Below are 25176 nucleotides of genomic sequence, written 5' to 3'. Positions count from 1 at the left end.
TGCGCGGATTTGGTGTAGAGCCTGTAAGTGCATGAGTTGCATGGGATATTCTTCGGCAGCAGCTCGGCACTTCGATGCCAGGACCTTTTGCAAGAAGGAACGGAAATCGAACCAGCACCAGCTCCGGGGGAACCGTCGTCACCTCAGCTCCCAGTGAGTTGAGGTACGGGTAGTTCGTTCAGCTCCCGCCGGGCTTCAGGCCAACTCGGATAGTGCTCAGAAAGCAGAGCAAAGAACCGGGGGCTGTGCGTCGGCTCGGAAATATGGACCATCTCGTGAACGATTACATACTCCAGCAAGTCGCGCGGTTTCTTCACGAGTTCAGTGTTCAGCCGAATGGTGCCTGCCTTCGAGTTGCAGCTTCCCCATTTGGTTGTCATCCGCTGCAAGAAGTAGCGGTGGACCTTAACGCCGATGCGGCGTTCCCATTTGTCGATGATGGGCGGGACTGCGCCATGAAGTAGCTTCAGATGCCAAGCGTGAATCACCTTGGCGCGTCCGTCGCGGGAAGTTCCGGGGCGGACCTGGAGATGGATCGTGCGGTGGTCTAGTTTTACCTCAGGCTTGGCGTCGAGCTCCGTCACACGGAGAAGATGGCGTCGTCCCCAAAGGTAGTGGGTCTCGCGACCGACGAATGAACGTGGGGCTTCCCTCGCCTGCGAGCGAAGCTGCTCTTGCTGCTGCCGGATCCATCCAATTCTTGTGATCGCGTATGCGCGCGCAACATCGATCCTGGTCGAAGTAGGGGTTACAAGCGTGACGTGTCCGTCCGGCGGGTGGACCGACAGGTGGACGTTCTTGACGTCCTTCCGGGTCACGCTGATTGTGATGTCTCCAATTTCGATGGACTCTCCCATCAATACCCCTGTTGGTTCTTGATGATCTCGAACATCGCGAGGGTTGCATCTCGATCTCGGTCGAAGAGCGGGAAGAGCACGTTCTTGACCTCCCGCTCGCGAACTGGGTCACCCTTCCAGCCGGCAGGGGCGTGTTCGCGGATGGCCCGGTCGATTTCAAGGGCGAGCTCCGCCCTTTGTTCCTCATCGGCAGGACAGGTGAACTTGTCAGCAGGCAGACTTTGGAGGTTGTTGAACACTACCGTAGCCTCACGATTTCCGTGGAGCCCGGCTGGCAAGTCTGGACCTGCTTCGCGCGCCGCCAGTTTTCGAACCAGCTCTTCCGCTTTTTTCAGAAACGCCTCGTAGGCTTCCGCACTATCGCGGCTCTGTTTGATCAAATCCTCAAGGAGTTTGGACATCTCATCGTAGAAACGCGGGTCCGTGAGCTGATCACGAATAATAGTCTTTCGGATATTGTTTATGATGCCCTCTGCGACAGCCTTCTTTGACAGCTTGCCCTTCTCGTTGAGTTGTTTGGCAATGGCGTCGTGGATGCCAGTTTCGATGATGGCTTGCGTTAGCGAAACGTTCGACAGTGCACCAAGCGTCTGCGCTGGGTCCGCTTGAATATAGGTGTTCAGCAGGTGCCGCATGTCCGCTTCATACGGCTTGATGTCGAGTTCTTCTCCCGAGTGCCTTTTTATTGCGGCGCGGAGGTCGGTGTAGAAGTCAATTTCCCGCTGGATGGCCGTCCGCTCAGACGGGGTATACCCGGCTTCATCTAGATTCTGCGCAATCGCTGCATAAGCGCGGACAAAGGAGGCGACGGTCTTGTAGAATGAGACCCTGAGTGCCTCAGTCTCGTTCAAGGCGTTCGGGTCTCCGGCATCGCCACAGAAGTATCGCAAGAACTGCTCGATCTCCCTCGGAGGTGCCACTGGCGCACACAGGTAGTGAAGCGCTTCCCGCGCCGCGTCCAGGCGCGCCTTACCTTCCTCGAGCCAATTCTTGATCTCGATGTTGTTTTCTCCGCCGCTCCCTTCATCAACATCCAGCTCATCCGAGCTGTAGACCGCGATCGCGTGCTGGACGTCGCCGAACAGCTCTTTGAAGTCGACGATGTGGCCGTAATCCTTGTCGTCGCCATCGAGCCGGTTGGTCCGACAGATCGCCTGGAACAACGTGTGGTCCCGCAGCTTGTCGTCGAGGTAGATGTAACTGCAACTCGGCGCGTCGAAGCCGGTGAGCAGCTTGGACACCACGATCAGCAGCTTCATGTTCGCGGGTTCTTCGATGAAGCGCCGCTTGACCTCGGCCTCATAGGCTGTCGTGCTCTGGCCGCCCTTCAGCACGAATTTCGTGTAGGTGTCGTACTTGTACCGCTCGTCGCTGTTGGCGGGCTCCCTCGAGATCGCATTGTGGTTCGGCTCGAAGGACGTGACGATCCCCACATGCGGCCCGAGCCGGGTGCTCTGGAACTCGCGATAGAACTCGCAAGCGTCGCGGATTGAGGCCGCGACAAGGATCGCGGTCCCTCTGTCGTCGCTCAACCGCGGCTTCAGATCGAAGTCCTGGACGATCTCGGCGACGATCCGGCGTTTCCGTTCGGTCGCGCTGAGCAGCTCTTCCATGTTGGCCCAGCGCTTCCGCAGCACGGCCTTCTGGAAGTTGTTGAGGTTCTTCGTCTTCTTCTCGAACCAGGCGTCAATTGCGGCCGGGCTCGTCATGCGCTGCGGCACGTCGCGCGCTTCGTATTTCAGGTCGAGCACGACCTTGTCCCGGACCGCTTCCTGGAACTTGTAGGTGTGGATGTAGGTGCCGAAGACCTCGCGCGTGGTCTGCCGATCCTTCCGCAGCAAAGGGGTTCCGGTAAAGCCGACGAAGATGGCACCCTCGAGCCAGCGCTTCATCTGCTTGTTCATGTCGCCGCCCTGGGTGCGGTGGCACTCGTCGACGAACACGTAGAAGCGGCCGGTGACGCGCGGTGGCGGCCCTGTCAGCTCCGTCGTGTCGAACTTGTGGATCAGCGCGCAGATAAGCCGCGGCGACGGCGCGCCCAGCCAGCTCACAAACTCGTCGCGGCGTGTGACCCGAGGCGATGGCGCATCGGCGGCGACCACACCCGCGTTGCGCATCACGCCCTCGATCTGCTTGTCGAGCTCGTCGCGGTCGGTGATGACCAGCACACGGGCATCCGGCTCGCGTTCGAGGATCCATTTGGCCAGCAGCACCATCAGGATGCTCTTGCCGGACCCCTGGGTGTGCCAGATGACGCCGCCCTCGCGCTTTGCAAGCCGCTCCTGCGCCAGCTTCACGCCGACGAACTGGTGTTGCCGGGGGACCTTCTTGATGCCTGCGTCGAAGATCACGAAGTTCCGGATCAGGTCGAGCAGCCGGTCCTTGCGCAGCATCTGCTCGACCGGACGGTCCAGCAGCGCGCCGGCAGGCAGGTCTCCGGCGGGCGGGTCCTCATCCCGCCAATCGACGAACAGCGTTTCGGGCGTTCCAACCGTGCCGTAGCGCAGACCCTGCGCATCGCTGCCCGCCAGCAGAAGCTGCGCGGTGGCGAAGAACGGCGCGTTGAAGATCTCGTCCTGGTTGGAAATCAGCTGCCGGATGCCGTCGCCGATCTCGACGGACGAGCGTTTCAGCTCGATCACCGCGACGGCGAGGCCGTTAAGGTAGACGACCAGATCGGGGCGACGTTCGTGGCCACCCTTCAGGGTCACCTCCTCGGCGAGGGCGAAGTCGTTGGCGGCGGGGTTCTCCCAGTCGATCAGGTGCACCGTCTTGTGCGGGGCGGCGACCGAAGTCTGCACGTCAACGCCATAGCGCAGGAGCGTGTAGGTGCGGAGGTTGGCCTGATAGAGCGTGGTGCCGGTCACCTCGATCGCCTGCATCAGGCGCGTCAGGGCGGCGTTGATCTCATCATCGGAATAGCCGCGGGCGGAGAGGTTTGCCCGCAGCAGATCAGGCTCGACACAACGGTTGCCCGGGCGGCCCGACCAATCGCCGAGGTTCCGGTAGCCAAGACCGCCCTCGTCCTCTGGCGTTGTGATATGGGCCGTAAGACGGTCCTGCGTGACTCGCTCGCTGCGGGGGCGTTCAGGCATGGGCGGCAACCAGTTGCATCTGAGCGCTTTCGGATTCACTCTCGGCACCCGCCCCGCCAGTGAGCAGCGCCTGCATCATCGCGTGCTTTAGCATCCGGCTTTTGTCGAGCCGAGCCTCGAGAGCTGCAATTTCGGCGTCCATGTCGGACAACACATTTGCTATTGCAATCTGCTCGTCTGGATCGGGGAGTTCGATTTCAGCGCTAGCAATGTGTTTCCTATTGGTTGCATAGACCTTTGTACCCGCCGCCAATCTGCGAAGGTGTGACGAAAAATCAGGTATGTACTGCAAGTAGCCCTTAAACCCATCGACGATTACGTCCTTGTCGAAGCGTGCTGCGATTGTGTGCTGGCCGGCAACTGCCTCGATTTCTTCAGCGCCAGTAATTTCCAGAGACTTTCCTACACCCGCAAGGTCCTCGGAGGCATCCACAAAGACAAGATCGCCATCTTGAAGCCTTGCGAGGCGAGATGCTTCCGCCGACGGCAGACGCGGCATACTCGCATTTCTCAAGTCAAGCCGAATGGATGAGGCTACGTGAATGTCCCCATAGTGGAGGTTCCGCACTGCATCATTCACTGTCAGCTGGGCACGAGAGTGAACACCATTACGAATGAATGCGACGTGATCACCGAGTTTCACCTTCCGCCACGGCTCAGAGAATCCGGGAAGCCTGACTTTTCCAGAAAGCAGGCCAATAACCGCTTGCTGCCTTGCCTGGCCAGTGGTTGCGCCAATTGCAGCCAGATGCTTAGCCACTCGGGCGGATAGAGCTTGTACTTCTTTTTCCAGCTCAGGCAGCGGCATGGCATACCGCTCGGCCAGCCCCTTGACGCGGGTGGACAGGGCTTGCGCCACATGCGCCACCTCGTCGGTCACCTGGGCCTCGATGGTGTCGAGCCACTTGTCCGCGACCACCAGCGTCTTGGCCTCGTCCTCGGTCAGCGTGCCATAGCGGTCGTGCACCATTTTCCATAGGGCATCGTCCGCCGCCTTGCGCTTCTTCTTCTTGGCGTCGAGCGCGGTCATCACCTTCTGGTAGGCCTCAAGCGCCTGCCGTTCATCGGCCATGTCCGGGTCGCGGCCGATCTCCTTCAGCCGGGCCTTCAGCGCCTTGACGGTGATCTTCTGCTTGTCACCTTCGCCCTCGATCACCTCGGCCAGCAGTCCATCCTCGCCAGCGCCCTCTTCGAGCTTTTCGGCGAGGTCCTGCTCCAGTTCCGCAATCCGCACGTCGAACGCATCGATCTCGGCCTGCTCGGCCGCGAAGAACCGCGCCACCATCAGGCGGGCCGGGATCAGGTCCGACGTGAACCGCCGCCGCCCGATGACGTAGTCGCCCGGCTCTGGCCAGGCGAGCTTGCCGTCCTTGTTCTTGCGCTTGACGATCTCGCGTGGCTTGGCACCGGCGACCCATCCAGTGGCCGCGATGACATAGGCATCGTCCTGCAGCGCCTCTGCCCAGTAGTCCATCAGGTGCTGGTACACGTCGTACGGGTCGACCAGCGGCACCTTGCGGAAGGCCTCGAGCAGGTCCTCCGAGATGGTTTCGATCAGCTCCTTCGGCTGGTCGCCGGGGGCGAAGGCCCGGCAAGCCGTATCCGTCCTCGTCCGCCAGGCCGTAAAGGTGCCTGACGCCGCGGTTGTGAAGGCCTGAAACTCAGCGTGTTCCTCGATTGCGGCCTTCACCTCGCCAGTCGGTCGCGTCAGCGAGAGGTAATTGGGCCGGAGGTCGGAGAAGAGCTCCCCTCGAAGCCCGGGCATGACCTCCCACCAGCCTTCCAGAGCGTCGATATCCCTCTTCGGGATCCCGCCTTGAAGGTGCGCGTCGATGTCGTGAATATCCTCGGGTTCGGACGTGTCGATGTACCTGGCAAGGTTCAGGTTGAAGGCGTTTCGCGGGTCGGCGATCTGGTCGAATGGCACCATGCGCGCGTAACCAGCGACATCCGCCCCCTTGCGGAATGTGTCCACGATGCGGTGGATATCCTGCTCGCGAAGACGGTTTTTCGCCCCATCCTTCCGAAAGCCCTTAGATGCGTCGATCATGAAGATCCCGCGCCGGGCCGTGGCGTTTTCCTTGTCGAGCACGACGATGCAGGCCGGAATGCCGGTGCCGTAGAAGAGGTTCGGCGGCAGACCGATGATCGCCTTGAGATAGCCCGACTTGATCAGCGCTTCGCGCAGGTCGGCCTCGGCATTGCCGCGGAAGAGCACGCCATGGGGTAGAATACAGGCGGCCTTTCCGGTCCTCTTCATCGAGCGGATGATGTGGAGGAGGTATGCATAGTCGCCTTGCTTCTTGGGCGGCGCGCCCCACTCGAACCGGTTGTGCCTGTCCGTGATCGCACCGTCGTCGTCGTAGCTGAAGCCGGTGCTCCAGGCCTTGTCCGAGAATGGTGGATTGGCGACGACATAGTCGTATGTGCGCAAGCGCTGCCCCTCGAGGAACTTGGGGCTCGTCAGGGTATTGCCTGCGATGATCTTGGCGGTGGGGAAGTCGTGCAGGATCATGTTCATGCGGGCGAGACCGGCCGTGGTCACGTCCTTTTCCTGACCTTCGAGGGTGATCCGCTTACCAGCTTCGGCAGCGACCTTGAGCAGCAACGAGCCCGACCCACATGTCGGGTCATAGGCGGTCGTCCCGGCGACCGTATTCTTTGACGAAATTCCGATTACTTTCGCGATAATGCGGCTGACCTCAGATGGGGTGTAGAACTGCCCTTTGCTCTTCCCGCTTTCACTCGCGAAGTGCCGCATCAGATACTCATAGGCATCGCCTAGAATGTCATCGTGGTCGGCTCGGTTCTTCGCAAAGTTTAGGTCTTGGCGCTCAAAGATCGCGATGAGATTCGTGAGGCGCTGCACTCGGTCATTGCCTTCACCGAGCTTGTTGGGGTCGTTGAAGTCAGGAAAGTCCGTCCGCGCCAACATCTCGTTGGATTCAACAAGCGGCTGGATGACTTGCGTGTTAATCAGATCGCCAATGTTCGGGTTTCCCTTCAACGCCACCATGTCTTCGAAGCTGGCGCCTTCAGGGATAATGATTGGTGGCTCTAGATCATCGCTGTTGCCGTACTTGTCGGAAACGTATTTGATGAAGAGCATGAAAAGGACGTAATCCTTGTACTGGCTCGCGTCCATTCCGCCGCGCAGTTCGTCGCATGATGCCCAGAGCGAGGAATACAGATCTGATTTCTTAACTGCCATTGCGTCTTTTCAGCCCGATGTCGTCGAAGAAGGCCGTTAAGGGCTCTTCGGGGTGATTATGATTTTCCGGGCCAGAGTAGCGATCGAGAGGGCTGCCTTCCAGAGCCAACTGCCATGGAGTGCCAGTGGCTTACGTTGCGAGAACGGTGTGGCAGCTACGAGTGTTCGTGGTAGGGCTCGAAGGCAGCGCCTTGGCTCATCCACTCGACCGGGAACGGCTCCAGCACCCGCGCCAGTGTCACCTCCGGCCGCTGCCTTCCGTCCAGGATCGCCTCAACGATGTCTGGAGCCAGCAGTGTCAGGCGCAGGACGCGGGCCATGTAGGTGAAGGCGATACCCTCCTTCTTAGCTAGCTCGGAAATCGACGCAAATTCGCCGGACTCTAGCATGCGCTTCCATCGGAACGCACGCGCCAGCGCCTTGACCAGCGTGTTGTCGGTCCGCCGCGATGGCGTGGCCCCGTCGGGGAGTTGCATCTCCTTCCGCCCACCGCGCTTCACCACGCGGAACGGGACGTGGAGACTTATCGTCTCGGGGATCGCTGACCCGCGGGTCACGCTGCTTCTCCGATATCGCCGGCCAGCATCTCGCGAGCGAGGCCGCCGAGCCCGTCGACGCGGAGGCGCACGTTGAGCCCGTCCGTGCCGATGTCCACGCGCTCGACCAGCAGCGCCACGATGCGCGCCTGCTCGGCGGGGAAGAGTTCGTCCCACAGCGGGTCCAGCTGCTGCAGGGCTGCGCAGACGTCGGCCTCGGTGATGTCGCCGGAGTGGGCACGCGTCGCCTTCGAAGTCCCTGCGACAATCTCCGGCTGGCGGAACACGGCGCGAAGCTGGTCAATGACGGCGGCCTCGACCTCGCCTGCGGGCACCCGGCCGACCGGGCACGACCCGGCGCCATGCTTCAGCACGGTCTGGCTGACATAGTAGCGGTAGAGCCTGTCGCCCTTGCGGGTGTGGGTCGGCGAGAACGCCGCGCCATCTGGGCCGAACAGCAGCCCTTTCAGGAGGGCGGGCGTGTCGGCTCGGGTGCGCGCGGCGCGCTTCCGGGGGCTCTCCTGCAGGATCGTGTGGACATGGTCCCACGTCTCGCGGTCGATGATGGCGTCGTGCTCGCCGGGAAAGCTTTCGCCCTTGTGGACCGCCTCGCCGATGTAGGCGCGGTTGGACAGCATCCGATAGAGGTATTTCTTGTCGATCCGGTTGTCGCGCGGCGTCCGGATGCCGCGCGTGCCGACCTCCCGCGCCAGTTCCGTGCACGACCCGATCTCGAGGAAGCGCTCGAAGATCCAGCGCACATGTGCGGTGGCGTCTTCGTCGACCACCAGCTTCCGGTTCTCGACGCGGTAGCCGTAGGGCGGCACCCCGCCCATCCACATGCCCTTGCGCCGAGAGGCCGCAACCTTGTCGCGGATGCGCTCGGCCGTCACCTCGCGTTCGAACTGGGCGAACGAGAGCAGGATGTTGAGCGTCAGACGCCCCATGGACGTTGTCGTGTTGAACGATTGCGTCACTGAGACGAACGTCACGCCGTTGCGGTCGAACACCTCCACCAGCTTGGCGAAGTCGGCCAGCGAGCGGCTGAGCCGGTCGATCTTGTAGACCACGACCACATCGACCAGCCCGTCCTCGATGTCCTCCAACAGCCGCTTCAGGCCGGGGCGTTCGAGCGTGCCGCCGGAGATGCCGCCGTCGTCATACTGATCGCGGACCAGCACCCAGCCTTCCGACCGCTGACTAGCGATGTACGCCTCGCAGGCCTCCCGCTGGGCGTGGAGGCTGTTGAACTCCTGCTCCAGCCCTTCCTCGGAGGATTTCCGGGTGTAGACCGCGCAACGCAGTTTGCGGACGACCTTCGATTTTTCCGGCGGCTTCGTCATGTCCGCCCCCTGTGGTTCTTGAGGCCGAAGAAGACCCACCCGTTCCAGCGCGTGCCGGTGATGGCGCGGGCGATGGCGGACAGCGACTTGTAGGGCCGCCCCTGCCATTCGAAGCCATCGGCGGTGACGGTGACGATCTGCTCGACGCCCTGCCATTCTCGCAGCAGCCGCGTGCCGATGATCGGGCGGTCGCGATCGATGCGGATGCTGCGCTTCTTGCTGTCGCCGCCGTCCAGTTCCTCGCCCAGCCGCTCAAGGCGCCGGATCGTCTCCGGCTTCAGCCCGCCATAGGCCAGTTCCTGGATGCGATAGGCGATGCGGCTTTCGAGATAGCGGCGGTTGAACGGCGGCGGCTCGCTTTCGAACAGATCGCGCCACTGTTGCTTCAAGTCGGGCGTCGGCGTGGTCTTGAGCGCGGCCAGGCGCGCGGGGATGGGATCGAGCTTGTTCATGCATTTCTCCGGTGAGTTGGAGTTGCATGACGGCATCGGTCGGGCGGATAGTGTAGGCAACGTTCTCCAGTATCGTCAGATACTTCCCGCTCATCCCGCATCCGCAGCCGAACCAGCCCGAGCGCCAGCAGACCACACAGCTCGGCGCGGCGTTCTGCGGGCGTCATCTGGTCGGGCGGGAGCGGATTGGGGCGTTTCATGTCTTGGTAGCCGTGATCGGTGGTACTTACCGATCAAAAGCCACCCGGCCGCCCGGGATGGGACATCTCATGTGGGCGGGATCCGGAAATGCGAACAGGGAGAGAACATCAGGGCTTGCCGATCACCGATTGGTCGGCAACAATCGCGAGTTGAATCAGTCGAGAGCAGTAGTTCATTGAGGTAAGTTCATGACGCGCAAAGCAACTCCGATCGGTCACCATCTCCTGGAGCGGATCGAGGATGCGCGCGTCAATCTCGCCTCTGTGGACGTAACTGTCCGGCGAAAAGGCGACGTTGCCCTCGGTCTCCGTAGGCGACATCGCAGTATCAAGCTCCGAGCACGGCGCCACGATCGCCATCAGTAGCGCAAGTCAGAATTCTCGGAGACTTCAATGGTACGCGTCCCGGCCAAAACCTGCCCCAATCTTTCTCGGCTTTTCGATGATGCAGAGCCCGAATTGCTGTCCGGATTTCTCAACAGCAAGGCTTTCGAGAGGTTGGCCTGGCTTGCGACCTACAAGTTCGACCCCGACGATCCGGACGGTCCGACAGCAGCGAGGAATATGCTGCCGAAGGAAAAGAAGGACCGGCTGGGCCCGCTCGAAGCTGAAGCAGCCCGGATCGTCACAATTGCGAGCGACCGCGGCGAATACGTCCTCCAAGGTCTCGCTACGACCACGCTTGAACCGGACCGCGCCAAGGAACTTCTGAACCGGCGGGACAAGCTCGCGCGAAGCCTGTGGGCCTTCGCCAACGAGCATGGCTTGTTCGAAGCGGCGGAGAACAGCCTGCACCTGCGTCTCTACCGGCGCTATGACAAGCACTACCAGACCTTCATGGCCGAGCCCTCGGTCGACGGGGGCCCGGACGCCGGCAGCGCATTGCTCGAAGAGCTTCTGGTTGATCTCAACAAGCGTCTCGATCGCGGCGACGGCTACAGCATCGACAAGTTCGACATCCCCGAGGATGGCGATGAACCGGCGGCGGAGATGTACCTGCTGTTCCATCCCGATCCGCCCACAAGCGTTCGTGAGATCGATGACGAGGGCAATCGGTCGAGCATCTATTTTCGGCCGCCCGGAGAGGCGATGATCGTCTACACGCCATCGACCGGGCGGGTCCATGTCCGTGCCGGCAACCGAAAGCTCAGGCACACGGTCGCCGAACGCTTCATCGAGACTGCTCTCGAGCAGACCTACTCCAACCAGCCCGTCGACTTTCAGGCCTACGACATTTCGCAGTTCCTGCAGGGGCTCGATCTTGAACCGCCGGAACTCGACGACGTGGTGATCGACCGCGCGCAGGTGATCCGCGCTGACATCAGCATCGGCAATCTCGCCAACCGCCTCTCGCTTTCCACCACGATCGACCAGGACATCTCAGAGATCATCGACAGCCATCCGGGCCTTCCGAGGATCTTCGAGCGGGCGCTCGCAATCCGCTTCGTCGAGATTGCGGTCCGGTATTTCCGCGCGGGACGAGATGAGGCGCAAACCCTCAACTTCACGCTCACCGACCGCAACACCAGCAGCCTTCTCAGCATCGACGACCCATTCGAGCGCGTTCTGGGGCATCGCTTGCTCAGACACTGGAACATCCTCCGTGATGGCCGTGCACCGGGCGATGAGGAGAGCATGGCTGTCATGCCCGCCTTGCTGGCCATATGGGATATCGGAGCTGACAGGGTCACCGGCGCATGGCTCCAATCTCGCGGTGTCGATCCTGGCCTCCTGAACGATCTGGGCTTTCTCGTGCCCGCCGGCTGGGAAGGCGACGACCTGATCGACGATGAAGACGAGGTCGGTCCGGTCGCGGCCGAAGTGGTCGTTCGGGTCGATAACGGAGATGCGGAGGATGGCGACCGTAAGGTGGCCGACCTCAAGGTCACCGAGGGACAGGCGACGTCTGCGGGTAACCCGGATCGCTACAGGATATATCGGGTGCGCGACGGCTGGGTCGCGCAACACCTGAAGGCACGTCTCGAACAAGTGCTGGATGCGCCTGCGATCGAGAAGCTGACCGATCATCTCCTCTACCTTGGAACGCTCAGTGTCGATGGCGGCGATGTTCCGATCTACCTTGCGCGTGGTCTCGACCGGGAGAGGGTCCGGTCGGCCGTCGATACGGAACTTCGGGCGCGCCACAACCTCGGCATCGGACTGGTCCTTCAGGCCGGCAAGGCTTCCGGGCCGTGTTTGGCGGCAAACGTCCTGACGCCGCTTGCGGATCAGATCGACGATAAACAGTCCGAAATCGCGTTGGTCGCAGACAAGCTCCGGTCCGTGTTTCGGCGACATCGCATATTGGCCCGTGGAGGCATGACGGTCGGACTCACCCGTAGCGGCGATGACATCGCGACCCTCTTCGTGCCAGGGAAAGGCACCATCGACATCAAGGGCGAAAACAGGATCAAGATCATTCAGCGGCTGGTCGATGCCCACAACAATGGCCCGATGCCAATGACGACCAAGGATCTTGTCAAAGGAATCGCCGAAGACCAGTCCCTGTCGAACATCTTCAAGCAGCCGCTGTGGGACAAGCTGAAGGCCAACTTTCTGAGAAGTCTCGGCGCCAAAGGGCCTTGGGAGATCGCTATCTGACAGCTGGCTCCGATCCGGCTCCGATTGGGGGGTCTGACGGGCTCCGATTCTTCAGGCCAATGGGAGTGCTCCATCGATCAGAGGAGCACTTCCATGCCGACTCCCTTCCCCCCGCGCCAGGCAGCCCAGACGAGCTGGCCCGGCGTCGCGAAGACCAAGCCCACCACCCACAACTCGGAATGGCGCTGCACGCGCTGTGACAAGCTGCTCGGCGTCTGCCGGGACGGCCGCATGCACCTGCGCTTCGCGCGGGGGCACGAGTATCTCGTGGGCTTTCCGGTTCAGGCCACCTGCCGCGGCTGCGGCACGCTGAACAACGCGACCGCACCCGCGCGCTGACGCGCGCATTCACCCAACTCCCTGAAATCGCAGAGACGCGCGACGTCCTGACCTGGCCACGAGAAGGCGCCGGACGCCTGGCCGCAAGGCAGGCGTCCGATGTCCTTCGCGTGGCACGAGATCCGTGATCACCTCATGCATTCATCCACGAACCTTCACTTCCAGCGCAGTTTCGACGCCGTCCGGCGTGAACAGGCAGCCCTTTCGGCGTTCCGGGATCCGGCGGCCCTGCTGGACGGGCTGCATCGCACCCCCGGCGATCATGGCCAGAAGAACGTGATCCTCTCCGCGCTGGTCGAAGCGGCGCAGGGCGACGGGCCCGCGTCCGACTGCGCGCTGACGTTGCTGTTGCTGGCGCTCTGGCCCGGCCTCGACGCCATCCGGCGCCGGTCGATCTGGCGCAGGCTCGGCGCCGCCGACGAGATCGCGTCCGATGTTCTGGCGCGCACCACCGAGGCGGTCCGCGGGCTCGACCTCGGACGCGTCAACTGGATCGCGGCCACGGTGCTGCGCAACGTCGAGCGCGACATGATCCGCGTGCGCCAGCGCGACCAGGCACGCGAATATCTCGCCAGCGGCGCCGACCCCGAAGAGGTGGCGGACAGCGGCGACAGCGGGATCGGGGCCACTGGTTACGCACGGCTGAGCGGCGCCGTACGGAAGCTGCTCGGCGATGACGCCCTTCTGGTGATCCGCGTCGCCATCGAAGGCTTCTCGCAGGCGGAAGTCGCGGTCGGACTGGGCCTGACCGAGGCCGCCGCCCGCAAGCGGTACCAGCGCGCCATGCGCCGGCTGCACGACGCCCTCGAGGAAATCCCCTGAACCGATGTCCCGATCCGGTCCCGCCGGTGGCTTTTCCCATTCGAGCGCCCCGAGCGCCTTCCCTCCAACCGAAAGCAGACACGCATGAACCGCACTGCCGATCTGTCGCTCGAGGATTTCAGGCGTCTTCCGGGGCTCTATCGCCGCTGGGAGCTGACCGAGGTCTGCGAGCCCAACCGCAACTATCAGATCGAGGACGCCGGCACCCATGCCGACGGGACGCCGCTGCTGGCGATCTACGTCGCCGAGCCCGCGCCCGACGTCCGCGAGGCCGCGTGATGCGCCTCCTCGATCACCTCATCTCACGGAGAAAAGCCATGCCGGACCACCCGGACGACATCACCCGTCTTCGCAAGGCGAGCTACGCGCTCGAAGACCTCCCCGAAACCATCGCCTTCCCGCAGCGCGCCGGTGACGAGCCGCGCGAGCCGCTGCCGGTCGTCGAGGCGACCGTCGACGAGATCGCCTTCGCGATCGTGGAAGCGGAGCGTGAGAGCTCGGCCGCCTACCGCCGCGCCGACGCGCTGAAGCGCCTCTACAAGCTCGCCCGCGAGGCGGGGTGCATCGGCGCAGATCGCGCCGCCACGGCGGTGATGAAGAAGGAGTGCCAGTGATGGCCCTTCCCATCATCGGCGCCGACGAACGGCTCGCGCAACGCAAGGGCATCAAGGGCGTCATCTTCGGCCGGTCCGGCATCGGCAAGACCAGCCTGCTCTGGACGCTGAATGCCTCGACCACGCTCTTCCTTGATCTCGAGGCTGGCGACCTCGCGGTCGAGGGGCTGGAGATCGACACGCTCCGGCCCCGCACCTGGAAGGAATGCCGCGACTTCGCGGTGTTCATCGGCGGGCCGAACCCGGCGCTGCGCGAGGACCAGCCTTACAGCCAGGCGCATTTCGACGAGGTCTGCGGGCGCTACGGCGATCCGGAGGTGATCGGGAAGTACGAGACCGTCTTCATCGACTCGATCACCGTGGCCGGGCGGCTCTGCTTCCAGTGGTGCCGCGGCCAGCCCGAGGCGTTTTCGGAGAAGACCGGCAAGCCCGACATCCGTGGCGCCTACGGGCTGCACGGCCGCGAGATGATCGGCTGGCTGACCCATCTGCAGCACACGCGCGGCAAGCATGTCTGGTTCGTTGGAATCCTCGACGAGAGGCTCGACGACTTCAATCGCAAGGTCTTTCAGCCGCAGATCGACGGCAGCAAGACCGGGCTCGAGCTGCCGGGCATCGTCGATCAGGTCATCACCATGGCCGATATCCCGGACCCCGGCGGCCAGCCGCAGCGCGCCTTCGTCTGCCAGACGCTGAACCCCTGGGGCTATCCGGCCAAGGACCGCTCCGGTCGCCTCGACAGGGTCGAGGCCCCGCATCTCGGCCAGCTGATGGAGAAGATCCAGCGCCCCGCGGCGCCTGCCTCCGAACGCCTGACCTGGCCGCCGGTGACCCCGGCCGATCCCGCCCCCGCGCAAGAGCCCAGCCATGGCTGAGCGCCTCTCGCCACGCCCGGTGTCCCGATCCGGCCGCCGGGGTGGCTTTTCCCCTCTGACGCCGCTGCGCGTCCCATCCTCCAACTGAAAGGAGCCGCGCAATGTCCGGACCCTGGAACGACTTCAACTCCGCGCAATCCAACACCAACGTCATCCCGAAGGGCACGCTTGCCAAGGTGCGCCTGACGCTCCGCCCGGGCGGCTTCGACGACCCCTCGCAGGGCTGGACAGGCGGCTGGGCGCGCCGCGCCGCCACCGGCGCCGTCTATCTCGACGCCGAATACACGGTGCTCGAGGGGCCCTATGCCCGCCGCAAGGTCTGGTCGCTGATCGGCCTCTACAGCCCGAAGGGCCCGGACTGGGCGAACATCGGGCGCGGCCTGATCCGCGGCATCCTGAACTCGGCGCGCGGCGTGTCGGACAAGGACAACTCGCCCGAAGCGCAGGCGCGCCGCCGCATCAACGGCTTCGGTGATCTCGACGGCGTCGAGTTCATCGCCCGCATCGACATCGGCACCGACACGAACGGCGAGGACAAGAACGAGATCCGCGCTGCCGTCACGCCCGACCATCGCGACTACGCCGCGCTGATGGGCACGGTCGCGCCGCAGTTCACCGCCGCCCCGGCGCAGGGCCACGCCGCGCAGCAGCCTGCCACCGCCACCCAGCCCAGCCAGCCCAGCCAGCCCGCGTCCGCCCCCGGCGCCGCCGGTCGGCCGAGCTGGGCGCAGTAAGGGGGAGACCGGCCATGCGCTTGCGCCCCCGCCAGAAGACCTTCGTCGAGCGCAGCGTGGCTGCGCTCGCTTCCCGCGGCAACACGCTGGGCGTGGCGCCCACCGGTGCGGGCAAGACCATCATGCTCTCGGCGGTCACCGGCGAGATGATCGGCGACGGGGCCAAGGCCTGCGTGCTCGCCCATCGCGACGAGCTGACCGCGCAGAACCGCTCCAAGTTCCAGCGCGTGGTGCCGAGCGTCGCCACATCGGTCATCGACGCCACGGAGAAATCCTGGGGCGGCCAGGTCGCCTTTGCGATGGTTCCGACGCTGGCGCGGGCCTCGAACCTGGCCGACATGCCGCGCCTCGACCTGCTGGTCGTCGACGAGGCGCACCATGCCGTCGCCGACAGCTACCGCCGTATCATCGACCGCGTGCGGGAGGCCAATCCCGACGCCCGCATCTTCGGGGTCACGGCGACGCCGAACCGGGGCGACAAGAAGGGCCTGCGCGAGGTCTTCGACAACGTCGCCGATCAGGTGCGGCTGGGCGAGCTGATCGCCTCGGGCCATCTGGTGCCGCCCCGCACCTTCGTCATCGACGTGGGCGTGCAGGACGAACTGCGCTCGGTCCGCAAGACCATGTCGGATTTCGACATGGCGGAAGTGGCGGGCATCATGGACCGCGCGCCCGTCACCGACGAGGTGATCCGGCACTGGAAGGAGAAGGCGGGCGAGCGGCAGACCGTCGTGTTCTGCTCCACCATTGCGCACGCCGAACATGTCACCGACGCCTTCAGGGCGGCGCGCGTTTCCGCCGCGCTGATCCACGGCGATCTGGCGGCCGAGACCCGCAAGGCGATCCTCGCCGACTACGCGTCGGGCGGTATCCGCGTTGTGGTCAACGTGGCGGTTCTGACCGAGGGCTGGGATCACCCGCCCACCTCCTGCGTCGTGCTGCTTCGCCCCAGCTCCTACAAGTCCACCATGATCCAGATGGTCGGGCGCGGGCTGCGCACCGTCGATCCCGAGGAACATCCCGGCATCGTCAAGACCGACTGCGTCGTCCTGGATTTCGGCACCTCGAGCCTGATCCACGGCACGCTGGAACAGGATGTCGATCTCGACGGCAAGACCGAGACCGGCGATGCGCCGACGAAGATCTGCCCGGCCTGCGAGGCGGAGATTCCGCTGGCCGCCACAGAATGCCCGCTCTGCGGTGAGGCGTTCCCCCGCGAGGATCTGGATGCGGGCGAAGGCGGGGCTGCCGCGCCGCTCTCGGGCTTCATGATGACCGAGATCGACCTGCTGAAGCGGTCCAGCTTCGCGTGGGTCGACCTCTACGGCACGGACGATGCGCTGATGGCCACTGGCTTCGCAGCCTGGGGCGGCATCTTCTGGCTGGACGGGGTCTGGTACGCCATCGGCGGGGCCAAAGGTGAACGCCCGCATCTGCTGGGCGTCGGCGAGCGCACGGTCTGCCTCGCGCAGGCCGACGACTGGCTGAACACCCACGAGACCGACGAGAGCGCCTTCAAGACCCGCTCCTGGCTGCGCCAGCCGCCGACCGAAAAGCAGCTGCAGTACCTGCCGCCCGAGTGCCGCCATGACTTCGGCCTGACGCGCTACCGCGCCTCTGCGCTGATGACCTTCGGCTTCAACAAGCGCGCCATCCGGCAGCTGATCGACAGCGCGGCCAGCCCCGAACGGAGGGCGGCATGACCCATGTCTACCTGCACCCCCATCAAGGCCGAGGACCGGCGGCGGATCTGGCATCCGCGTGGAACGCTCTGTGCTGTCTGCCGGCAACCCACCCGTGGTTTTGGCTGGTCCGATCCGCACCGCCCGGCGGCTTCGCCGCCACGTTCATCGAAATGTGCGCGTCCGCGCACGGGGCGGCCCCGGCCATCGGTCTGGTTCTGCTCGATGCCCTGCCAGTCCTTCTGGACGCGGTTGGCGCGGGAGCGTCTCGCCATGGTTGACCTGACCGAGGAGGAGCGCGCCGCCGTCACCGCCACCATGAAACGCGTGGCGCTGCTGATGGACGAGATCGGCTGGGCCACCCCGCTTGCCGAACTCACCGAGGCGCAGGTGCGCGCGCTGATCGAGGAAGCCGTCGATGGCTTCCGCGAGGCCATGTCCGACATCGCCCGGGTGCAGACGCCGGAGGTGCCGTTTTGACCAAGCTCTGCACGAAATGCGGCGTCGAGAAGGACGTCTGCGAGTTTGGACGCCGCCGGCTCAGTCCCGATGGTCGGCAGTCCTGGTGCCGCGACTGCCGCCGGGAATACCAGCGCGCCTATGCGCAGAAATTCCGGAACCCCGAGAAGCATCGGGAGGCGCAGCGTCGCTATCGCCTCCGCCACGCCGAGAAATATCGGGCCCACAGCATCGTCAGGCGTGCCGTCAAGGCTTGTCGAATCGTCGTGCCGGTCTGGTGTCAGCGCTGCGGCTGCGTGACCGATCTCGAAGCGCATCACCACGACTATGACGCGCCGCTCTCGGTCGAATGGCTCTGCTCGACCTGCCACGGGCTCGCCCACCGCAGCTACGAGGGAGGCCAGCATGCTGGACTATAACCGCCGCCCCAGCTTCGCCGACCGGGTCAACGCCGCCGTCGATCAGGCGCTCACCGCCGATCAGGCCACGCGGCCGCCCCGCGACTATCTCGGCGGATCCCGCCTCGGCCATGCCTGCGAGCGCGCCCTTCAGTTCGAGTTCACGGCGACGCCAAAGGACGAGGGCCAGGACTTCAGCGGCCAATCGCTGCGCATCTTCGCCATCGGCCATGCGCTCGAAGATCTGGCGGTCGCCTGGCTGCTCGGCGCGGGCTTCGACCTCTACACGCGCAAGGGCAACCGGCCAGATGGCGGCCAGTTCGGGTTCTCCGTCGCGGGCGGACGCATCCGCGGTCATGTCGACGGCATCATCGCTGCGGGGCCCGAAGGCTTTGGTCTGGCCGTTCCCGCACTGTGGGAATGCAAGACGATGAACGCCAAGAACTGGCGCGCCTGCGTCAAGGACGGCGTCACCAAGTCGAAGCCGGTCTACGCCGCCCAGATCGCGGTCTATCAGGCCTACATGGAAACCAGCGTGCCCGGCATCAGCGCCGCCCCCGCCGTGTTCACCGCGATCAACAAGGACACGGCCGAGATGCACCATGAGCTGGTGCCTTTCGACGCCGATCTCGCGCAGCGCATGTCCGACCGGGGCGTGCGGATCCTGCAGGCGACCGACGCGGGCGAGCTTCTGCCGCGCGTCGCCACCACGCCCGACTTCTTCGAATGCCGCTTCTGCCCGTGGTCCGAGCGCTGCTGGAGGCTGCCGGCATGAGCGATGACGGCATCCTGCATTTCAACCCGTGGATGGACTTCAACGACGGGCCGCCGTCCGAGAACCCCTTCGGCTGCGACCCCGACCCCGAGCAGATCGTCCTCTTTCTCGACACCGTGTTCAGCTGGTGCGAGGGGCTGATCCCGCTGCGCGGCTTCGTCGACAAGGGTCAGGGCCGGGACGGCAAGCCCCACAACATCTGGATCCCGGCCGACGAGACCGCGACCGAGAAGCTCGCCACCTTCGCCGCGTGGGCGAACCGCGAGGGCGCCGCCGTCTATGTCATCCCCGGCACGGTCGCCGAGCAGGGGCAGGCCCGCGCCGCCGATGTGCTGCAGATGCAGGCCATCGTGGTCGATCTCGACGCGGGCGACATCCCGGCCAAGCTGGACCATGTCACCCGCCACCTCGGCGCGCCGACGCTCATCATCGAAAGCGGCGGGCGCACGCCCGAGGGCGCGGCGAAGCTCCATGTCTGGTGGCAACTGACCGAACCCGCCGAGGGCGAGGATCTGGCCACCCTCTGCCGCCTGCGCGGCGAGATCGCCGTGAAGGTCGGCGGCGACACGCATTTCCGCTCGGCGCACCAGCCGATCCGGGTGCCCGGCACCGTCTATCACAAGCACGGCCACCAGCGCCTCGTGCAGATCCGCGAACATCGCGCGGTCGAGGTAGATCTTGCGGATTTCGCCGAAAAGGTCGCCGAGATGCCGCCGCTGCCGGGCGTGGGCTTCGCCAGCGACGTTGCCGCGCCGACCGCGAAGCCCGGCATCGACGCTGTGCTCACCACACCGGTGCGGGAGGGCGCGGTCGACGACTGGTCGCGCTTCCAGGGGGCCAGCGCCGCCATCGGCCATTACGTGCGCCTCGTACACGAGGGCCGCCTCGACCCCTTCGCGGGCTGGGAGGCGATCTGCGGCTACAACGCCGCCATGCTGCGCCCGTCCTGGCCGCTCGATCGGCTGATGGCCGAGTCCGAACGGCTCTGGGAGCTGCATGTGAAGCGCAACGGTCCGCCGCTCCTGCGCGCAGCCCACGCCAATGCCCCGGCCAGCCCGCTGCGGACCTTCAGCCTCGGCGCTCTGCTCGACGACACGAGCCCCATGCCCGAGGACGTCATCGGGCCGCGCGTGCTGACGCCGGGCGGTCTCCTGGTGCTGGGTGGCGCGCCCAAGGTCGGCAAGAGCGACTTCCTGATCTCATGGCTGGTGCACATGGCCGCTGGCGTGCCGTTCCTCGGCTTCACGCCGCCCCGGCCGCTGCGCGTGTTCTATCTGCAGGCCGAGATCCAGTATCACTATCTGCGCGAGCGCATGCAGCAGATCGCGCTGCCCGCCGCCGTGATCGCCGCCGCGCGCGACACCTTCATCGCCACACCGAAGCTGAAGCTGCTGCTGGACGCGGAGGGCGTTGCCCGCGTGGCCGAGGCGATCCGGGCCGCATTCGCCGACGCGCCGCCCGACATCATCGTCATCGACCCGATCCGCAATCTCTTCGACGGCGGACCTGAGGGGGGCGGCGAGAACGACAACACCGCCATGATGTTCTTCCTGAAGGACCGGGTGGAGCTTCTCCGCGATGCCGTCAATCCGGACGCGGGCGTCATCCTCGCCCACCACACCCGCAAGGCCAGCAAGCATCAGGTCAAGGACGATCCCTTCCTCGCGCTCTCCGGCGCAAGCGCGCTGCGCGGCTTCTACACCTCGGGTCTGCTGATGCACCGGCCTGACGAGGACAGCAGCGTCCGCAGGCTGGAGATCGAGCTGCGCAATGGCCCCGCGCTGCCGGGAAAGCTGATCGACAAGGTGAAAGGCGAATGGGTCGAGCTGAACCCGCTGAACGAGCGTCTGGTGCGCAAGGAGGTCGGCGCCAAGCTCGATGCCGAGCGGCTGCGCAAGCACGATGTCATCCTCGGCATGCTGCTGGATGAGGCGGCGAGCGAGCGCCTCTACACCGCCATGCAGTTCGCCGAGACCTTCGAGAACCGAGGCGGGCTGGGCAGCAAGCACACCATCCGCGAGCGCCTCAGCGTGCTGGCGACCAAGGGCTTCGTGAAGTTCCTGCGCGACCCCTCGGGATTCGGCTTCCCCGTCACCCGGTCGCGGTTCGGCTATCTCTGCGTCGAGGGCATGCAGTTCGGCGCGCCCGTCGAGGAGGTCGATCCGGCCACCGGCGAGGTCACCACAACCGCCCGTCCGGTCCTGCCCAGCCACTTCAAATGCCCCCAATCCGGGCTCTGCCTGCAGGTCGAAAACCCCGCCGTCTGGGTCTACCCGGAGGGGCTGGAGGACGACCTAACTCATATGAGTGAGGCCTGACTCATATGACAGCGCCAACTGTTCACTCAATGAAATCAACGGGTTACGGGCAAATAAGAGTTAGGTCCATAACTCATGCCCGAAGACGTCATGAAGTCTTATTCCGCAATGATTTCAGCCACTTGAACGCCTCGGAACAGTTAGGTGTCAAACCCCCATACTACGTATGGGAGGGCCACCCCACAGGGTTGGCCACTCCTCCCATACGTCCGGGTCAGCCGCGCGCGCCGCCGTGACGCTCCCTTGTGCTTCCCGATCCGACGACGGCGGCCCCGTACCGCCAAGCACCAGACCGCCGTCGTCTTCCACCACCACAGGCCACCGGCAAAGGAGACCCATCATGGCTCAGCCGACTCTGATCCCGAATTCCGACGGCGCAAGGTTTGAATCGCTGCCGCTCGACACGCCCCGCCACCGCTGCATCCTCGCGCTCGACCTCGGCACCTCGACCGGCTGGGCGATCCGCGGCCATGACGGTCTGATCACCAGCGGCACCGTCTCGCTGCGCCCCGGCCGCTTCGACGGCGGCGGCATGCGCTACCTGCGCTTCACCAACTGGCTGACCGAGATCGACCGGCTGTCCGGTCCTGTCGCCGCGATCTGGTTCGAGGAAGTTCGCCGCCACGCAGGCACCGACGCGAGCCACATCTACGGTGGGCTTATGGCCACGCTGACCGCATGGGCCGAACTGCGCGGCGTGCCCTACGAGGGCGTCCCGGTCGGCACGATCAAACGCCACGCCGCTGGCAAGGGCAACGCCGACAAGGCCGCTATGGTCGCCGCCGTCCGCGCCCGCGGCTTCAGCCCGGCCGACGACAACGAGGCCGACGCCATCGCCATCCTGCTCTGGGCGATCGAAACGAACGGAGGTGTCGCATGAGATGGCATCCCCACGGCTACGGCGGTCGGCGCCGGGATCCCGAACAGGTCAAGCGCGAGGGTTGGCAGGAACAGGGCGTCCTCGCGGTCTCCGCCGATGACGACCGCCTCACCTGGCCCGAGCGTGAACTGGTCCGCCAGCTTGGCGAGAAGCTCTACGGCCCGCGTCCCTCCGACAGGGAGGCGCGTCATGGCTGATCGTGAATGGACCGCCGACTGCGTCGCCGATCATTTCGAGGAGGCGTTCCGCACCCTGCGCAAGCTGCCGCCGGTGAAGGCGCAGGGCTACTTCAACACCTGGCCCGACATCGTGCGGACGAGCCGCGAGATCGCGGCGATGGAACCCCAGCCGATGCGGGTCTGGCCCTCGGCCGCCGCGATCACCCGGCTCGAGCAGACCTTCGACTGGGTGCTCTGGATCGAGGAGGCGGAGCGCAAGCTGGTCTGGTCGCGCGCGGCCCGCGTGCCGTGGAAGCAGATCAGCGGGGAACTCGGCTGCGACCGCACGACCGCGTGGCGGCGCTGGCAGCTGGCGCTGACCAAGATCGCTGCGCGCCTGAATGCGCAGTGACTCCAATGTGTTGCAACACTTTTCCCTTCGACATCTGCAACAGATCCATGCTAATCCGAAGGCAAGATGGGGAGAGTGCGCTGGAAAGCTCGCTCTCCCCTTTGCGTTGACGGGGGCCTTCTGGACCCCGGTATCCAGCGAGGGTCCGGCCGGGGTCCACCCCGAGGCAGTTTCCGGTTCCTTCCTGGCGATATTCGTATGCTGGCGGGCGAAGCGCGGGACATCGCCAGCGACAGGGCCGGATTTTTGGGAAGCCACCCGGAAGCCAAGGTCGCCTGAACCCGCCTGAAGCAATGCAAAATCAAACCCTTGCCGCTGGACACCCCGGGTGACCACTGGACCCCGCTTGGAGTCCGGTCTGGACCCCGGAGTCCGGAAGCCAGGGGTATCCACCCTGATCCGAGGAATGACCCGACGATGACGCTGAGCTTTGCCCCAGATCGGATCGAGACCTGGCCGCTGGCCAAGCTCCAGCCCTATGCCCACAACGCCAAGACGCATGGCGCGGACCAGGTCGCGAAGATCGCCGCCAGCATGGCCGAGTTCGGCTGGACCGTGCCGTGCCTCGTCGGTGACGACGGCGAGTTGATCGCGGGCCACGGCCGCGTGCTGGCCGCCACGCAGCTCGGTCTGACCGAGGCGCCGGTGATCGTGCTGGGGCACCTGACCGAGGCGCAGCGGCGGGCCTATCGCATCGCGGACAACAAGCTTGCAGACAGCCCATGGGACGAAGCGCTGCTGTCGGCGGAACTGAACGACCTGCTGGCCGAGGATTTCGACCTGTCGCTGGTCGGCTTCTCGGATGGTGAGTTGGACAAGCTGCTGGCCTTCGTGCCGGAGGGGGACGGGGAAGAAGGTGGCGCCGGGGGCTCCGTGCCGCCGGTGACCATCCCCGAACCACCGCGCAATCCGGCTTCGCGGGCGGGCGATCTGTGGATCCTCGGCGACCACCGTCTGCTCTGCGGCGACAGCACCAGCGCGGCCGACGTGCGCCGCCTGATGAACGGCGAGCGGGCGATCCTGTTTGCGACGGACCCGCCGTATCTCGTTGACTACGATGGCTCGAACCACCCGACCCGGAACAAGGACTGGTCGGCGTCCTACGGCACGACATGGGACGACAGTTCGCAGGGGGCGGAACTCTACGACGGCTTCATCTCAGCGGCCGTCGCCGAGGCCATCGCCGAGGACGCCGCCTGGTACTGCTGGCACGCCTCGCGTCGCCAGGCGATGCTGGAAGCCTGCTGGGAAAAGGCGGGCGCCTTCGTCCATCAGCAGATCATCTGGGTGAAGGACCGGGGCGTCCTGACCCGATCGCATTACCTGTGGAAGCACGAACCCTGCTTCATGGGCTGGCGCCGTCCGAACCGTCCGCCGAAGGTGGCCGAGCAGACGCTGCCGTCCACATGGACGCTGCCGAGCTTCGCCAAGGACGACCGGCCCGACCATCCCACGCCGAAACCGCTCGACGCCTTCGGCATCCCGATGCGCCAGCATGTGGCGCGGGGCGGCCTCTGCTACGAGCCGTTCTCCGGCTCCGGCTCGCAGATCATGGCGGGCGAGACCAATGGCCGTCGCGTCTTCGCAATGGAGATCAGCCCGGCCTACGTCGATGTCGCCGTGGAGCGCTGGCAGGTCGAAACCGGCAAGGACGCGATCCTCGACGGCGATGGCCGGACCTTCGCGCAAGTGAGGACCGAGCGGCTGGGCGACGACGCCGCACCCCCGGCCGATCCCCTGGCTACGGACACCGCCCCCGAACCCGCGCGCAAGCGCAAGACCGCCGCGTGACATGCATGACCTGGCTTTACCTTCCTCCGGACGCGCTTCCGGAGCCGGAGACGCATGCCTCTTCGGCCTCTCGCTCTGTTCCGGCGCAGGTGGTCTCGACCTCGGGCTCACCATCGCCATCCCCGGATATCGTGCTGTGGGCCATGTCGAACGGGAAACCTACGCCGCAGCCACTCTCGTGGCGCGGATCGAAGACGCGTCCCTGGATCGCGCACCTCTCTGGGACGACGTTGCCACCTTCGACGGCCGCCCGTGGCGCGGCGCGGTGGATATCGTCACTGCGGGCTATCCGTGCCAGCCGTTCTCGGTCGCGGGCAAGCGCCGGGGCGCGGACGACCCGCGCCACCTCTGGCCCCATGTCGCCCGGATCGTCGGCGAGATCGAGCCGCCCTTCGTGTTCCTCGAGAATGTCGCCCATCATCTCCGCCTCGGCTTCCCCGAAGTCGCCAGCGGACTGGTCCGCATGGGCTACCGCCTTGCGGCAGGCCTCTTCACGGCGGCGGAAGTCGGCGCGCCTCACAAGCGCGAGAGGCTCTTCATCCTTGCCATCCGCGAGGGGGACGAGCTGGCCGACCCCGCGCGCCTGCTCCGGCACCCGCTCGAGTGGCGGGAACCGGACGGAAT

24 protein-coding genes and 1 pseudogene are annotated in these 25176 nt (G+C 65.1%); 18 read left to right on the top strand and 7 right to left on the bottom strand.

All coding sequences use genetic code 11. The features are described from left to right. Positions 1-143: 143 nt before the first annotated feature. The 7 genes from FQV27_RS02065 to FQV27_RS02030 all read right to left on the bottom strand — a co-directional run bounded on the left by FQV27_RS02065 (position 144) and on the right by FQV27_RS02030 (position 10054). Complete coding sequence (locus tag FQV27_RS02065; protein ID WP_147096161.1) at positions 144-857, bottom strand: M48 family metallopeptidase; 714 nt, start codon at positions 855-857, stop codon at positions 144-146. Beyond that, the gene (locus FQV27_RS02060) at positions 857-3952 is read right to left on the bottom strand and encodes a type I restriction endonuclease subunit R (protein WP_147096160.1); all 3096 of its coding nucleotides are present in this window, start codon (positions 3950-3952) and stop codon (positions 857-859) included. Before FQV27_RS02060 ends, FQV27_RS02065 begins: the two co-directional genes overlap by 1 nt. Further along, positions 3945-7163 (bottom strand): type I restriction-modification system subunit M, encoded by a 3219-nt coding sequence (locus FQV27_RS02055; protein ID WP_147096159.1) that lies wholly within the window; start codon positions 7161-7163, stop codon positions 3945-3947. Before FQV27_RS02055 ends, FQV27_RS02060 begins: the two co-directional genes overlap by 8 nt. Before the next feature lie 155 nt (positions 7164-7318). Next, positions 7319-7639, bottom strand: coding sequence for a hypothetical protein (locus tag FQV27_RS02050; RefSeq protein ID WP_425467930.1), 321 nt, complete (start codon positions 7637-7639; stop codon positions 7319-7321). 77 nt (positions 7640-7716) lie between these two features. Beyond that, positions 7717-9042 (bottom strand): recombinase family protein, encoded by a 1326-nt coding sequence (locus FQV27_RS02045; RefSeq protein ID WP_147096157.1) that lies wholly within the window; start codon positions 9040-9042, stop codon positions 7717-7719. Continuing rightward, the gene (locus FQV27_RS02040) at positions 9039-9494 is read right to left on the bottom strand and encodes a DUF2924 domain-containing protein (RefSeq protein WP_147096156.1); all 456 of its coding nucleotides are present in this window, start codon (positions 9492-9494) and stop codon (positions 9039-9041) included. Before FQV27_RS02040 ends, FQV27_RS02045 begins: the two co-directional genes overlap by 4 nt. Positions 9495-9802: 308 nt before the next feature. After that, positions 9803-10054 (bottom strand): hypothetical protein, encoded by a 252-nt coding sequence (locus tag FQV27_RS02030; RefSeq protein WP_147096154.1) that lies wholly within the window; start codon positions 10052-10054, stop codon positions 9803-9805. Positions 10055-10087: 33 nt separating this feature from the next. Here FQV27_RS02030 and FQV27_RS02025 point away from each other — a divergent pair, with 33 nt between their 5' ends. From FQV27_RS02025 to FQV27_RS19095, 18 genes and pseudogenes are all read left to right on the top strand, one after another. Continuing rightward, complete coding sequence (locus FQV27_RS02025) at positions 10088-12295, top strand: hypothetical protein (RefSeq protein WP_147096153.1); 2208 nt, start codon at positions 10088-10090, stop codon at positions 12293-12295. Between the two features lie 93 nt (positions 12296-12388). Further along, positions 12389-12634 (top strand): hypothetical protein, encoded by a 246-nt coding sequence (locus tag FQV27_RS02020; protein WP_147096152.1) that lies wholly within the window; start codon positions 12389-12391, stop codon positions 12632-12634. Between the two features lie 99 nt (positions 12635-12733). Next, positions 12734-13456: an RNA polymerase sigma factor gene (locus FQV27_RS02015; protein WP_147096151.1), complete on the top strand. Its 723-nt coding sequence runs from the start codon at positions 12734-12736 to the stop codon at positions 13454-13456. Positions 13457-13540: 84 nt separating this feature from the next. Further along, the gene (locus FQV27_RS02010) at positions 13541-13735 is read left to right on the top strand and encodes a hypothetical protein (RefSeq protein ID WP_090734972.1); all 195 of its coding nucleotides are present in this window, start codon (positions 13541-13543) and stop codon (positions 13733-13735) included. 38 nt (positions 13736-13773) lie between these two features. Further along, complete coding sequence (locus FQV27_RS02005; protein WP_147096150.1) at positions 13774-14070, top strand: hypothetical protein; 297 nt, start codon at positions 13774-13776, stop codon at positions 14068-14070. After that, positions 14070-14945: an ATP-binding protein gene (locus tag FQV27_RS02000; RefSeq protein ID WP_147096149.1), complete on the top strand. Its 876-nt coding sequence runs from the start codon at positions 14070-14072 to the stop codon at positions 14943-14945. The genes FQV27_RS02005 and FQV27_RS02000 overlap by 1 nt, the downstream gene beginning before the upstream one ends. A gap of 101 nt (positions 14946-15046) precedes the next feature. Further along, positions 15047-15679 carry a hypothetical protein gene (locus tag FQV27_RS01995; RefSeq protein WP_147096148.1) on the top strand — a complete coding sequence of 211 codons (633 nt, stop codon included), beginning with the start codon at positions 15047-15049 and terminating at the stop codon, positions 15677-15679. A 14-nt stretch (positions 15680-15693) separates the two neighbouring features. After that, positions 15694-17382 (top strand): DEAD/DEAH box helicase, encoded by a 1689-nt coding sequence (locus FQV27_RS01990; protein ID WP_147096147.1) that lies wholly within the window; start codon positions 15694-15696, stop codon positions 17380-17382. Beyond that, positions 17379-17642, top strand: a complete 264-nt coding sequence (locus tag FQV27_RS01985; protein ID WP_147096146.1) for a hypothetical protein — start codon at positions 17379-17381, stop codon at positions 17640-17642. The genes FQV27_RS01990 and FQV27_RS01985 overlap by 4 nt, the downstream gene beginning before the upstream one ends. Further along, positions 17635-17841 (top strand): DUF6511 domain-containing protein, encoded by a 207-nt coding sequence (locus FQV27_RS01980; RefSeq protein WP_147096145.1) that lies wholly within the window; start codon positions 17635-17637, stop codon positions 17839-17841. Before FQV27_RS01985 ends, FQV27_RS01980 begins: the two co-directional genes overlap by 8 nt. Continuing rightward, positions 17838-18239: a hypothetical protein gene (locus FQV27_RS01975; RefSeq protein ID WP_137457468.1), complete on the top strand. Its 402-nt coding sequence runs from the start codon at positions 17838-17840 to the stop codon at positions 18237-18239. The genes FQV27_RS01980 and FQV27_RS01975 overlap by 4 nt, the downstream gene beginning before the upstream one ends. Beyond that, a complete protein-coding gene (locus tag FQV27_RS01970; RefSeq protein ID WP_147096144.1) occupies positions 18226-18993 on the top strand; it encodes a PD-(D/E)XK nuclease family protein in 768 nt (255 codons plus the stop codon). The genes FQV27_RS01975 and FQV27_RS01970 overlap by 14 nt, the downstream gene beginning before the upstream one ends. Then, on the top strand, positions 18990-21311 hold the full coding sequence (locus FQV27_RS01965) for an AAA family ATPase (RefSeq protein WP_246132964.1): 2322 nt from the start codon (positions 18990-18992) through the stop codon (positions 21309-21311). Before FQV27_RS01970 ends, FQV27_RS01965 begins: the two co-directional genes overlap by 4 nt. Positions 21312-21651: 340 nt before the next feature. Then, positions 21652-22191, top strand: coding sequence for a hypothetical protein (locus FQV27_RS01960; protein ID WP_246132963.1), 540 nt, complete (start codon positions 21652-21654; stop codon positions 22189-22191). Beyond that, positions 22188-22388, top strand: a complete 201-nt coding sequence (locus FQV27_RS01955) for a hypothetical protein (RefSeq protein WP_028720215.1) — start codon at positions 22188-22190, stop codon at positions 22386-22388. The genes FQV27_RS01960 and FQV27_RS01955 overlap by 4 nt, the downstream gene beginning before the upstream one ends. Next, complete coding sequence (locus FQV27_RS01950; RefSeq protein ID WP_018303644.1) at positions 22381-22761, top strand: DUF6362 family protein; 381 nt, start codon at positions 22381-22383, stop codon at positions 22759-22761. Before FQV27_RS01955 ends, FQV27_RS01950 begins: the two co-directional genes overlap by 8 nt. 417 nt (positions 22762-23178) lie before the next feature. Next, positions 23179-24552 carry a site-specific DNA-methyltransferase gene (locus tag FQV27_RS01945; RefSeq protein WP_147096142.1) on the top strand — a complete coding sequence of 458 codons (1374 nt, stop codon included), beginning with the start codon at positions 23179-23181 and terminating at the stop codon, positions 24550-24552. Position 24553: 1 nt separating this feature from the next. Continuing rightward, positions 24554-25060 (top strand): annotated as a pseudogene (locus FQV27_RS19095) (DNA cytosine methyltransferase); the annotation flags it as partial. Positions 25061-25176 lie beyond the last annotated feature (116 nt).

Origin of the sequence: Paracoccus aurantiacus, from assembly GCF_007993065.1 — a bacterium.
Taxonomy (GTDB): domain Bacteria; phylum Pseudomonadota; class Alphaproteobacteria; order Rhodobacterales; family Rhodobacteraceae; genus Paracoccus; species Paracoccus aurantiacus.
Note: the sequence above shows the minus strand (reverse complement) of the source record. Positions and strands in the feature narration are given on the sequence as shown.

Bases quoted from the DNA above. Each gene is read 5' to 3' on its own strand.
- FQV27_RS02010 (WP_090734972.1), top strand. From the start codon at position 13,541: ATGAACCGCACTGCCGATCTGTCGCTCGAGGATTTCAGGCGTCTTCCG.
- FQV27_RS01960 (WP_246132963.1), top strand. From the start codon at position 21,652: ATGGCTCAGCCGACTCTGATCCCGAATTCCGACGGCGCAAGGTTTGAA.
- FQV27_RS01990 (WP_147096147.1), top strand. From the start codon at position 15,694: ATGCGCTTGCGCCCCCGCCAGAAGACCTTCGTCGAGCGCAGCGTGGCT.
- FQV27_RS02045 (WP_147096157.1), bottom strand. From the start codon at position 9,042: ATGACGAAGCCGCCGGAAAAATCGAAGGTCGTCCGCAAACTGCGTTGC.
- FQV27_RS02050 (WP_425467930.1), bottom strand. From the start codon at position 7,639: ATGCAACTCCCCGACGGGGCCACGCCATCGCGGCGGACCGACAACACG.
- FQV27_RS02020 (WP_147096152.1), top strand. From the start codon at position 12,389: ATGCCGACTCCCTTCCCCCCGCGCCAGGCAGCCCAGACGAGCTGGCCC.
- FQV27_RS01955 (WP_028720215.1), top strand. From the start codon at position 22,188: ATGAGATGGCATCCCCACGGCTACGGCGGTCGGCGCCGGGATCCCGAA.
- FQV27_RS02055 (WP_147096159.1), bottom strand. From the start codon at position 7,163: ATGGCAGTTAAGAAATCAGATCTGTATTCCTCGCTCTGGGCATCATGC.
- FQV27_RS01985 (WP_147096146.1), top strand. From the start codon at position 17,379: ATGACCCATGTCTACCTGCACCCCCATCAAGGCCGAGGACCGGCGGCG.
- FQV27_RS01965 (WP_246132964.1), top strand. From the start codon at position 18,990: ATGAGCGATGACGGCATCCTGCATTTCAACCCGTGGATGGACTTCAAC.
- FQV27_RS01970 (WP_147096144.1), top strand. From the start codon at position 18,226: ATGCTGGACTATAACCGCCGCCCCAGCTTCGCCGACCGGGTCAACGCC.
- FQV27_RS01995 (WP_147096148.1), top strand. From the start codon at position 15,047: ATGTCCGGACCCTGGAACGACTTCAACTCCGCGCAATCCAACACCAAC.
- FQV27_RS02065 (WP_147096161.1), bottom strand. From the start codon at position 857: ATGGGAGAGTCCATCGAAATTGGAGACATCACAATCAGCGTGACCCGG.
- FQV27_RS01980 (WP_147096145.1), top strand. From the start codon at position 17,635: ATGGTTGACCTGACCGAGGAGGAGCGCGCCGCCGTCACCGCCACCATG.
- FQV27_RS01950 (WP_018303644.1), top strand. From the start codon at position 22,381: ATGGCTGATCGTGAATGGACCGCCGACTGCGTCGCCGATCATTTCGAG.
- FQV27_RS02000 (WP_147096149.1), top strand. From the start codon at position 14,070: ATGGCCCTTCCCATCATCGGCGCCGACGAACGGCTCGCGCAACGCAAG.
- FQV27_RS01945 (WP_147096142.1), top strand. From the start codon at position 23,179: ATGACGCTGAGCTTTGCCCCAGATCGGATCGAGACCTGGCCGCTGGCC.
- FQV27_RS02015 (WP_147096151.1), top strand. From the start codon at position 12,734: ATGTCCTTCGCGTGGCACGAGATCCGTGATCACCTCATGCATTCATCC.
- FQV27_RS02040 (WP_147096156.1), bottom strand. From the start codon at position 9,494: ATGAACAAGCTCGATCCCATCCCCGCGCGCCTGGCCGCGCTCAAGACC.
- FQV27_RS02005 (WP_147096150.1), top strand. From the start codon at position 13,774: ATGCCGGACCACCCGGACGACATCACCCGTCTTCGCAAGGCGAGCTAC.
- FQV27_RS02030 (WP_147096154.1), bottom strand. From the start codon at position 10,054: ATGGCGATCGTGGCGCCGTGCTCGGAGCTTGATACTGCGATGTCGCCT.
- FQV27_RS02060 (WP_147096160.1), bottom strand. From the start codon at position 3,952: ATGCCTGAACGCCCCCGCAGCGAGCGAGTCACGCAGGACCGTCTTACG.
- FQV27_RS02025 (WP_147096153.1), top strand. From the start codon at position 10,088: ATGGTACGCGTCCCGGCCAAAACCTGCCCCAATCTTTCTCGGCTTTTC.